Source organism: Mycobacterium asiaticum (genome assembly GCF_001673365.1).
GTDB lineage: Bacteria > Actinomycetota > Actinomycetes > Mycobacteriales > Mycobacteriaceae > Mycobacterium > Mycobacterium asiaticum_A.
In genome coordinates this window covers 22,031-32,124 of sequence record NZ_LZLS01000114.1, presented here as the reverse complement: position 1 = coordinate 32,124, position 10,094 = coordinate 22,031, and the positions used below count along the sequence as shown (strand labels likewise).

Here is a 10,094-nt window from a genome sequence, read left to right as displayed (position 1 = left end):
GGTGCCTGTAAACCGGGCGACGGCCTGGGCATCGCCGGCGACGGGGACGGCGGCCGGGGCGGCGCGGGCAACTACGGCGGCGCTGCAGTTATGCCGGGCAGCGGCAACCCGATACCTAACGCCTCTACGGGCGGCGACGGCGGCAACGGGGGCAACGGCGGCTCCGCCGCCAACGGGCCGGGCGGCAAGGGGGGCGATGGCGGCCTTGGCTGGCTAAACGGCACTCACAACAGCAACGGCGGCAACGGCGGCAACGGCGGCAACGGCGGCGACGGCCACGGCAGCACCGGGTCCGGCGGCACCGGCGGGCGCGGCGGCGACGGCGGCTCCAGCACTCAAACCGGCGGCAACGGCGGTACCGGCGGGCACGGCGGGAACGGCAACAGCGGACCCGGCAAATCCGGCCTACCACCGTCACCGCCGTCGGGTCAAAATCCGGGACGCGGCGGCCTGGGCGGCGTAGGGGGCCCCGCCTAAACTCTGGACCGTGGGGCTGGATGACCGTGCGGCATTGCAGGTGTTGCGCGACGCCTTCAGGCCCGACACCGAGCTTGTGCACCATTTCTACAGCCGGTGGTTTGCTCTCGATCCTGCCGTGCGCGACTTGTTTCCCCCCGAAATGGCCGCCCAGCGCGCCGTTTTCGGCCAAGCGATGCGCTGGCTCTACGGCGAACTCGTCGCCCAGCGCGCGGATGAACCGGTGGCTTTTCTCGCCCAGCTCGGGCGCGACCACCGCAAGTACGGCGTATTGCCGAGCCAATACGAGACCCTGCGGCGCGCGTTGTATTCGGCGTTGCGCGCGCAGCTGGGCAGCGCCTGGAGCGACGCCGTCCAAGACGCCGCCGAGCAGTCGCTCAACCTGTTTGTTGGGGTGATGAGCGGCGCCGCGGACGCCGAGGACGCTCCCGCCTGGTGGGATGGCACGGTCATCGAACACAATCGGGTGTCCCGCGATCTGGCGGTCGTGCGGCTGCGGATGGACCGCCCGGTGGACTACCACCCGGGGCAGTACGTCAACGTGCAGATTCCGCAGTGCCCACGTCGTTGGCGCTACCTGAGCCCCGCCATTCCCGCCGACCCGGACGGGGGCATCGAATTCCACGTCCGGGTGGTGCCCGGCGGCCTGGTCAGCAATGCCATCGTCGGCGAGGCTCGGGTCGGTGACCGGTGGCGGTTGTCGAGCCCGCACGGGGGCCTGCGGGTGGACCGGGACGGTGACGACGTGTTGATGGTGGCGGGCAGCACCGGTCTGGCTCCGCTGCGCGCACTGATCATGGAGCTGTCCCGCTTCGCCGACAATCCGCGGGTGCATCTGTTCTTCGGCGCCCGCTACCCTTGCGAGCTCTACGACCTGCAAACGCTGTGGCAGATCGCGGCGCACAATCCGTGGCTGTCGGTCTCGCCGGTCTCGGAGTACAAAAACGACCCGTCCTGGGCCGCCGACTACCCCGACGTGTCGCCGCCGCGCGGCCTGCACGTGCGCCAGACTGGCCGACTCCTCGACGTGGTCACCAAGTACGGCGGCTGGGGCGATCGGCAGATCCTGATCAGCGGCGGCCCGACGATGGTCGCCGCGACCAAAGCCGCACTGATCACCAAAGGTGCTCCGCCCGAACGCATCCAGCACGATCCGCTGTCGCGCTAACACCAGGAGGACCAGTGCACGTCGTTACGCTGCGCGACCCAACCTCGCCGGTGGGGGCGCAATTCGTGCCCGAGGCGGGCATGATCGGCACGTCCCTGACTGACGCCGGGGTCCAGCTGCTCGGGCAGCGACGCGGACTGGATGCCTACCGTACGGCCGGTAAGACGATGGGTATCCCAATTCTCTACCCGTGGGCAAACCGCCTGGGCGCCAACACTTATACCGCACAGGACGTGACGGTGACGCTGTCGCCGGGCGAGAACGGCGTCCGTCCCGATCCTGCCGGGTTACCCATCCACGGCGTGCTGGCAGCACACCCAGGCTGGCGGGTGACCGAGCAATCGGCCGACGAACTGACCGCCGAACTCGATTTCGGCGCCGACGAGAGCTTGCTCGCCAGTTTTCCGTATCCGCACGTGCTCGCGATGACGGTGCGCCTGGCCGAGCGCACCCTGACCGTGCGCACCACCGTGACCCCTACGGGCGACCGCGCCGTGCCGTTGTGCTTCGGCTACCACCCGTATCTGCAACTACCGGATGCCGACCGCGCCGAGTGGGTTATCGAGACGCCACCGCTGCGGCACTTATCCCTCGACGAGCGCGGTCTGCCGACCGGCCAGACCGCCCCGCAGCCGGCGCGGTCGCAGCGGTTGGGCGACAACAGCTTTGACGACGCCTACGACCAGGTTGCGGACGGGGCTGTCTTCGCACTCAGCGGTGGCAACCGGCGTCTGGAAGTCCGGTTCGAATGCGGGTACTCGGCGGCGCAGATCTTCGCACCGACCGGGGACGACCCGGAAAAGAAGGTCGTGTGCTTCGAGCCGATGGCCGCGCCGACAGATGCGCTGCGTCGCGGCGGCTACCGGAGTGCGCAGCCTGGTGAGCCTGCAGTGGCGGCCTTCTCCATCCGGGTCTAACGCCGGGACGGTCTGCCCAAGTTCTGGATTGTCACGCGACACCCTGGCTGAGTATGTTATTCAGTACGGTGGAGCAGTTGCTCCACATCGTTATGCAGCTGTTTTACCGGAAGGCAGGGCGCCATGAGTTTCGCGCTGCCGCCCCCGGAAATCCAGTCGTGGCGGATGTATACGGGCTTGGGGTCGGGCCCGATGCGGGCCGCCGCAGCCACCTGGAATGGTTTGGCCGCCGAATTGGAAGCGGCCGCCACTTCATTCGGATCACTGACCTCCGGGTTGGCCGGCACAGCCTGGCAGGGGGCGACCTCCGCGGCGATGATGGCCGCGGCCGCACCGTATCTCGAGTGGTTGAACACCGCGGCTCGCCAGGCCGAACAGGCCGCGACCCAGGCTCACGTGGCCGCCGGGGCTTTCGAGGCCGCCCTAGCCGCGACGGTGCACCCGGCGACGGTCAACGACAACCGAGCACTGCTGGCGGCGTTGGCGAGGTCGAACTGGCTGGGCCTCAACGCTCCGGCGATAGCGGCGACGGAGTTCCGCTACGAACAGATCTGGGCGCAGGATCTGGCCGCGCTGATCGCCTACAACCGGGAAGCCGCGCAGATCGATCTGATGTTGCGACGTCTGCGCCAAATCACCGAAATTGTCATCGATACCGTTCCCGCCGCCGTAGAAACCGCCGGCGCAGGATTTGCGTCCTTCGGCGCGGCCGTCGCCAGTGCCGGCAACACCGGATTCGGCAACATCGGCATCGCCAACCACGGTCATTTCAACATCGGCTCGGGCAACTCGGGCAGCTTCAACTTCGGGTCGGTCAACAACGGAAGTTATAACCAGGGATTCTGGAACGCCGGCAGCCACAACATGGGGCTGTTCAACACCGGCTCCCACAACAGCGGATTCGCCAACACCGGAAACAACAACATCGGCATCGGTCTGTCCGGGGACGGGAAAATCGGCTTCGGCGCTCTGAACTCGGGCAGCATGAATTCCGGGCTGTTCAATTCCGGCACCGGAAACATCGGATTGTTCAACTCGGGCACCGGAAACATCGGCATCGGGAACTCCGGCACCGGCAACTTCGGCTTCGCCAACCCCGGCAGCTACAACACCGGCTTCGGCAACGCCGGCGACGTCAACGCCGGTTTCCTCAACGCCGGAAGTCTCAACACCGGCTTCCTCAACTCCGGCAACGTCAACACCGGCTTCGGCAACCCTGGCCACGGCAACAGCGGCGCCTACAACACCGGCAGCTACAACACCGGCGTGGCCAACAAGGGTGACTACAGCACCGGGTTTTTCAACACCGGAAACGTCGCCACGGGCGCCTTCGTCACCGGCGACTACAGCAACGGACTCTTCGAACGCGACGACTACGAAGGCTGGATCGGACTCGACGTCAGCGTCACAATTCCGGCAATCCCGCTGGAATATCTCAGCCAGCTGCCGGTGCATTCGGAGTTCCAGGCGGGCGGCATGGTGCTTGATTTCTCTGGTTTCCATTTTCCTCGCCAGTCAGTTTCCAGCGGAGGCTTCGAATTCTTCTTCTTCGGGCCGCTCGATGTACCGGATCTGTCCGTCAGCATCCCGCTGTGGACGTTCACCCTGGGGGGCCTCGACACGATGCTCAATATCACTGCCACCGGCGGAACCAACCCCTTGGTGATCCACCTGATCAACATCCCAGCCGGACCCGGCTTCTTCAATTCGACCGCAGGACCCTCATCCGGCCTTTTCAACAGCGGGGCCGGAAGTTCGTCGGGCGTGGGCAACCTCGGGGCCAACGTATCGGGTTTCCTCAACGTTGCCACCGGAGGCTCGGGCCTATCGGGCTTCCAGAACATCGGCGCCCTGACATCGGGCGCGTCCAACCTGGGTCACGGCATCTCGGGGTTCTACAACACCAGCGCGAAAGACCTTGTCCCGTCCTTCAATCAAGGCCTGAACATGGGTCTGGCCAACATCGGCAGCTTCAACGTCGGCCCCGCGAACATCGGCAACTTCAACGTCGGACCAGGCAATTTCGGCAGCTTCAACCTGGGCATCGGAAATGCCGGCAGCTACAACCAAGGCTTTGCCAACACCGGCAGCCACAACTTCGGCTTCGCCAACACCGGTGACCACAACGTCGGCATCGGGCTCACCGGCAACGGCCAGATCGGGTTCGGCGGGCTGAATTCGGGGCAGGACAACATCGGCCTGTTCAACTCGGGCAGCGGCAACATCGGCATCGGCAACTCCGGCACCGGCAACATCGGCATCGCCAACTCCGGCACCGGCAACTTCGGCATCGCCAATCCGGGCAACTTCAACGTGGGCCTGTTCAACGCCGGCAACCTCAACACCGGGATCGCCAACACCGGTCATTCCAACACCGGCGACTACAACACCGGATCCTTCAACACGGGCTCGGGCAACACCGGCAACTACAACACCGGGCTTTTCAACTCCGGCAACTACAACACCGGTTTCTGGAATTCAGGCGATATCAACACGGGCGCATTCAACGGCGGCAACATGAGCAACGGCGTACTCACCCGGGGTGATCTCCAAGGCGCCGGCGGGCTCGACCTGGGCATCACAGTTCCCGAGTTGACCGCCCGCATCGACGTACGAATTCCAGTGAACATCCCGTTCAACATCGTCAACTCCGGCAACGTCGTATTCAGCGGATTCCACCTAACGGCAGTGCCTTTCGGCCTGCTGCAGATGACAGCGGGCACCATCAACTCGCTCACCGTGGAGCCGATCTTCGCGATTTTCGACACCCCGCTGCCGACTGCTGTCATCGGCGGCCCCGACACCTCGATCGACATCACCATCACCGCGGGTGTGGGACCGCTGCATCTTTCGCTGTTCAGCCTGCCAGCCGGCCCGGGGTTCGGAAACACCACCACGCACCCGTCATCGGGATTCTTCAACGCCGGCACCGGCAGCGCCTCGGGTTTCGGCAATGTCGGCGCCAGCGCCTCCGGATTTCTCAATGATGCTGCTGGAGTTGGGATTTCAGGATTGTTCAACGCCGGCTCGGTGGGATCGGGTAGTTGGAACGCCGGCCAATCGATCTCCGGCCTGGGAAACATCGGCTTCAATCCGATCAATCCCGTTGCGCTCAGCCAGTTCAACATCGGCGCACCGAACGTGGGTCGCTTCAACCTCGGATCATCCAACCTGGGCGACTTCAACCAGGGACTGGCGAATCTGGGTAGCTACAACTTCGGCTTCGCCAACACCGGCAGCCACAACATCGGCATCGGCAACACCGGCGACTACAACATCGGCATCGGCCTGACCGGTAACGGCCAGATCGGATTCGGCGCCCTGAATTCAGGTCTGAATTCAGGGGAGGCCAACATCGGCCTGTTCAACTCCGGCACCGGCAACATCGGAATCTTCAACTCGGGCAACGGGAATACCGGCATCGGCAATACCGGTGCCGGCAACGTCGGGCTGGGCAACACCGGCGTCGGCAACTTCGGCGTGTTCAACACCGGCATCGGAAACGTAGGGAGCTTCAACTCCGGCAACTACAACACCGGTGACGCCAACTCCGGCGACTACAACACCGGGACCGGCAACTCCGGGCACTTCAACACGGGCGCCTTCAACGGAGGCAACATGAACAACGGTTTCTTCTGGCGCGGTGATCGACGCGGCCTGTTGAGCATGGACTTGGGAATTTCGTTGCCGTCCACGCCAATCCCATGGCACGTCGAGGTCAGCATGCCGCTGGATATCCCGCTGTCGGCGAACCTGGGCACGATCACCATCCCCGGCTTCACCATTCCCCAGATCCAGGTCGACCTCATCGGCGCGGACGTCGTCACAGCCGGTCCGATCAGCTTGTCCACCATCTCCATCACGCTGCCGACCGTGCACGTCAACCTGGGTGGCCCCGACACGCTATTCAGTCTCAAGAACAGCGGAAGCATTGGGCCGATACACCTTTCGCTGCTGCACATCCCGCCCGCGCCGGGTTTCGGTAATACCACCAGCGGTCCGTCGTCCGGGTTCTTCAACAGCGGTTCCGGTTCCACGTCCGGATTCGGCAATATCGGTGCCAACCTGCCGGGGGTGTTCAACTCGGGTCAACACGGTTCGGGTCCGGTCGTGCCGGCGCTGGACTGGAACCTGGGTTCCCTGAACGCCGGCAACTTCAACATCGGCTCGCTCAACCGCGGCCCATTCAACGTCGGCCTGGCAAACCTCGGCGGGTTCAACCAGGGTCTGGCCAACGCCGGCAGCTACAACTTCGGTTTCGCCAACACCGGCCACCACAATGTCGGGTTCTTCAACACCGGCGACCACAACATCGGCATCGGGCTCACCGGCAGCGGCCAGTTCGGGTTCGGTGGCCTGAACTCCGGCAGCGGGAACATCGGCCTGTTCAACTCGGGGACCGGAAACGTCGGAATCGGCAACTCCGGCACCGGGAACGTCGGCATCGCCAACAGCGGCAGCACCAACACAGGTTTGCTCAACGCCGGCAACTTCAACTTCGGCATCGGCAACGTCGGCAGCTACAACACCGGAGACTTCAACGCCGGCAACACCAATACGGGCAGCTTCAACCCCGGCAGCTACAACACCGGCTACTTCAACACCGGCAACCTGAACACCGGAATAGCGAACTCCGGCAACCTCAACACCGGCGCATTCATCTCCGGAAACACGAGCAACGGCCTGTTCTGGTTCGACGACAACCGGGGCTTGATCGCCGGTGATCTAGGGATCTACATCCCGCCGATTCCGGTGCAGCTCGGCGTGAGCATCCCGCTGGATCTCCCGGTCACCGTCGCCCTCGGTCCGCTGTCGATCTCCTCGTTCAGCGTCGCGCCCATCACGGTGCACTTCATCCGCGACTACTCCGTCGGCACGATTCAGGTCCCGGATATCAACGTCACCTTGCCCACGGTCCAGATGCAGATCGGCGGGCCGGGGACCACGCTCGACATCGGGGTGACCGCCAGCATCGGCCCCATCGACATCCCGCTGCTGCACGTCCCCGCCGCACCCGGCTTCGGCAACCTGACGCGCCATCCGTCGTCCGGATTCTTCAACAGCGGCGACGGGGGGTCCTCGGGATTCTTCAACGCCGGTGCCAATTCGGGCTTCTTCAACTATGCGACGGGCGCATTGGGTAACTCGGGTCTGCAGAACTTCGGCGAACTCACGTCCGGCTACTGGAACCTGGGCACCACTGGTGTCGCCGGCAACGGGTATGGACTAGACAGGCTGTTGCTCACGGCGGCGCTGAACGCCGGCCCCGGCAACGCCGGCAGCTTCAACTTCGGCCCGGCCAACCTGGGCAGCTTCAACCAGGGATTCGGCAACGCCGGCAGTTACAACGTGGGCTTCGCCAACGCCGGCCAGCACAACCTCGGTCTCGCCAATACCGGCGACTTCAACCTGGGCCTGTTCAACACCGGGGACCACAACATCGGCATCGGCCTCACCGGCACCGGGCAGATCGGGATCGGCGGCCTCAATTCCGGCGCAGCGAACATCGGCCTGTTCAACTCCGGAACCGGCAACATCGGCCTGTTCAACTCCGGTAATCACAACTTCGGGATAGGCAATAGCGGCGAGAACAACTTCGGCTTCTTCAACTCCGGCACCGTCAACACGGGGTTCGCCAACACTGGGCACTACAACTCCGGCAGCTGGAACTCCGGCAGCTACAACACCGGCGACTTCAACTCCGGCGACTTCAACAGCGGCTACTTCAACAGCGGCAACTACAACACCGGCGCCGCCAACTCCGGCGACATCAACACCGGCGCGTTCAACACCGGCAGCATGAACAACGGCTTCTTCTGGCGCGGCGACCGGCAGGGCCTGTTCGGGTTGTCCTACGAGATCGACATCCCCGTCATACCGGCTCAAGTCGACATCGCCATCCCGGTCAACATCCCGATCACCGCCACGTCCACCCCGGTGACGTTGCACGCCATGGAGATTCCGCGAATCTTCTTCAGCTTCTTCGATACCGGGGTCGGTGGTACCGCTGGTGGCTACCTCGGTCCCGTCTCGGTCCCGGACATCACCGTCACCGTGGACGGCCCGGTGCATCTCCTGGTCGGCGGGCCCGACACCGTGCTGCACATCACCGGAACCGCCGGCATCGGCCCGATCAAACTGCCGCTGCTCAATATTCCGGCCGCCCCCGGCTTCGGAAACATCAGCAGCGGCCCGTCGTCGGGATTTTTCAACAGCGGCTCCGGAACCGCGTCGGGATTGTTCAACGAGGTCCGCGGCAATCTCGGGATGTCCGGCCTGTTCAACCTCGGCGGGCTGCAGTCCGGTTTCTCGAACTTCGGCCACAGCGCGTCCGGTCTGTTCAACACCAGCGATCTGGGGACGGCGATCCCGGCGTTCAACTCGGGCCTGTTGAACTACGGAAGCAACTTCACCGGCATCTTCAACAGCCAATTCCCCCGCGAGATCGACGTACTCGGGAATCTCGGCGTCCACAACTACGGCTTCGCCAACTCCGGCAACCTCAACATCGGGTTGGCCCAGCTGGGCAACTTCAACTTCGGGCTGGGCAACTCGGGGAGCTTCAACGTGGGGTTGGCCAACCTCGGCGGCTACAACTTCGGTCTGGCCAACTCCGGCGCGCACAACTTCGGCCTGGCCAATACCGGCGTCGGCAACATCGGCATCGGCCTGACAGGCACCGGCCAGATCGGCATCGGTCCGCGGATCCTGGACCCGCTCAATATCGGGCTGCTGAACTCGGGCGAATTCAACATCGGACTCTTCAACTCCGGCACCGGCAACATCGGCTTCTTCAACTCGGGCACCGGAAACTTCGGCATCGGCAACTCCGGCAACTACAACCTGGGCTTCGCCAACACCGGCAGTAGCAACACCGGTCTGTTCAACACCGGCAGCGGCAACCTCGGCCTGATCAACCCGGGCAGCTTCAACAAGGGCTTGTTCAACTCCGGTGACCACAACATGGGCCTGTTGAACAGCGGTGACGACAACATCGGGCTGTGGAACCGCGGTGACGGAAATTTCGGCGCGTTCCGCTTCGGCGACGACGATAGCTACGGGCTCTCCTACGCAACCACGATTCCCACAATCCCCTTCTCCTGGAGCCTGACGGCGCCCGTCGATCTTCCGATCACCGGGTTTGGTGGCCCGATCGTCCTGCACGGCGCCGAACTGCCACCGATCCCGATCTACGCATCCTTCATCCAGCAAGTGCCGCTGCTGCCCGATGTCGAGGTCGTACTGTTCAGCGACACCCTTTCGCTGGAGATCCCAGACGTGGTTCTGCTGGGCAACTTTCCCCTCGAATTCACTTTCAGTCGGCTGTTCCAGTTCGGCGACACGAGCGGGTTCGGCCCGTTCAGCTTCGGCCTCTGAGTCCTCCTGACCCGGTCGACAATTAGTGCCCGCGCCGCGCGACGAATCCATTTCAAAAAGATCCTGGTTTTTTTCCGAATCAAACGGAATTCTGTGTCGGACAGCTGTTGAATAGTCATCTGCTGTACGCGTGCCCGACTAGGTGATGGCACCCG

General features: G+C 64.0%; 3 protein-coding genes and 1 pseudogene. All 4 read left to right on the top strand.

Features of this window, described 5'->3' with window-relative positions; all coding sequences use genetic code 11:
* Window positions 1–477, top strand: a pseudogene (locus A5634_RS28655) (hypothetical protein); the annotation flags it as partial.
* A gap of 10 nt (window positions 478–487) precedes the next feature.
* The gene (locus A5634_RS13180) at window positions 488–1,645 is read left to right on the top strand and encodes an FAD-binding oxidoreductase (RefSeq protein ID WP_065144493.1); all 1,158 of its coding nucleotides are present in this window, start codon (window positions 488–490) and stop codon (window positions 1,643–1,645) included.
* Window positions 1,646–1,659: 14 nt separating this feature from the next.
* Window positions 1,660–2,562: an aldose 1-epimerase gene (locus A5634_RS13175; RefSeq protein WP_065144492.1), complete on the top strand. Its 903-nt coding sequence runs from the start codon at window positions 1,660–1,662 to the stop codon at window positions 2,560–2,562.
* Window positions 2,563–2,685: 123 nt separating this feature from the next.
* Window positions 2,686–9,939 (top strand): PPE family protein, encoded by a 7,254-nt coding sequence (locus tag A5634_RS29950; RefSeq protein ID WP_065144491.1) that lies wholly within the window; start codon window positions 2,686–2,688, stop codon window positions 9,937–9,939.
* Window positions 9,940–10,094: the final 155 nt, after the last annotated feature.